General features: G+C 71.0%; 1 protein-coding gene and 1 pseudogene. Both read right to left on the reverse strand.

Features of this window, described 5'->3' with window-relative positions; genetic code table 11:
* The coding region (locus tag ACFPZL_RS12970) for a flotillin family protein (protein ID WP_382335790.1) at positions 1-1,341 on the reverse strand (1,341 nt) is incomplete at its 3' end.
* Between the two features lie 30 nt (positions 1,342-1,371).
* Positions 1,372-1,673, reverse strand: a pseudogene (locus ACFPZL_RS12975) (hypothetical protein); the annotation flags it as partial.

Genomic DNA, 1,673 nt, shown 5'->3' on the forward strand with positions numbered 1-1,673 from the left:
CCGACCGGCGGCGGCGCCGGCCGCTCCGCCGGTCACGGCGCCGTTGAGCACCGCGGCGAGGTCGATGCCGACCGTGTCGCGGGCCATGTCGAGCAGCCCCGTGAGATTGCCCATCGCCTCTCCGGCCACCTTCGAGGTGCCGTCGGTCGACACGACGGTCATCGTCTCGATGGCGCCGATGGCCTGCGCGTACTCGTGCGCGATCGCGGGCAGCAGGTGGATGAGCTCCTGGGCGAGCACCGAGTCCGCCTGAGCCTCGAACGCGCGACCGCGCGCTTCGATCGCCTGCGCCTCGGCGAGGCCCTTGGCCTCGGTCGCTCGCGCCTCGGCGATACCCTTCGCCTCGGTGGCCTTCGCCTCGGCCTCCGCGGTCGCGACGGCGGCGGTCGCGTTCGCTCGGGCGAGCGCCTCGACCTTGAACGCCTCGGCCTCGGCGACGGCGCGGACCTCGGCGTTCAGCTGCTCCTTCCTCAGCGCGACCTCGCGCTGAGCGGTCAGCTCCTGCTGCTGCACGATGGCCTGGCGCTGGATCGCCTGCTCGAGCGGGTCGGCGGCCGACGCCTGCGCCGAGGCCTTGTCCGTCTCCGCCTGGATCTCGGCCTGGCGGAGCTTGAGCTCGCGGTTGCGATCCAGCAGCACCTTCTCGGCCGCGATCTTCGCCTCCTCCGAGGCCTGGTAGGCGTTGGTCTCGGCGATGTCCGCCTGCTGGCGGACCTTCGCCGCCTCCGGGCGGCCGATGTTCGTGATGTAGTCGGCGCCGTCGCGGATCTCCTGGATCTGCAGGGTGTCGACCACCAGGCCCTGCTTGGTGAGCGCCTCCTCGGCGGCCTCGAGCACGCTCTGCGCGACGACGGCGCGGTCGCGGATGATCTGCAGCACGGTCAGGCCGCCGATGATCGAGCGGAGGGAGCCCGAGAGCACCTCCTGCGTCGACTCGTCGATCTCGTCCGAGTTCGAGAGGAAGCGCTGAGCCGCGGCACGGATCATCTCCTGCGTGCCGCCGACCTTCACGACTGCGACGGCCTGCGCCTGCATCGTGATGCCGTCGGTGGTCTGCGCCTCGGTCGTGATCGAGAGGCGACGCGAGCGGAGCGAGATGCTGAACGACTTCTGCACGAACGGCAGCACGAAGACGCCGCCGCCGGTGACGACCTTCTGGCCCGAGAGGTCGCGGGTGACGCTTCCGTCGGCGCTGCGCACCTCCTTGCCCTTGCCGCCGGTGACGATGATCGCCTCATCCGGTTTGGCGATGCGATAGCGCTTGATGATGACCAGCGCGATCAGCACGAGCGCGATGAGCGCGCCGAAGATGCCGATGAAGGCAGGGGTGAGGAAGAACATGATGGGTGTCTCCGGGGTCGGGGGCGGGGGTCAGTTCGCAGGTCGAGGGTCGTCGCTCGACGGGTCTTCGTCCGACGCGTCGTCGTGGATCGCCGTCTCCGGGGCCGCCGCTTCGACGAGCACCGATGTGGAGGTCAGCGTCTGCACGATGCGCACGTGGGTGCCGCGCGGGATCGCCGTGGTGGCGGTTGCGGAGAGCGAGACGCGCTCTCCGTGGCGCACGAGCGCCACCTCGCCGAGGCCGCCGGCGGGGATGGCGAGCACGACGTTCGCCTCGCTGCCCACCAGCTCGCTCTCGCTCACGGCGGCGTTCGACTCGGCGCCGCGGATCG

The organism is Leucobacter soli, from assembly GCF_042659205.1.
In the GTDB taxonomy this organism is placed as follows: Bacteria; Actinomycetota; Actinomycetes; order Actinomycetales; family Microbacteriaceae; genus Leucobacter; species Leucobacter soli.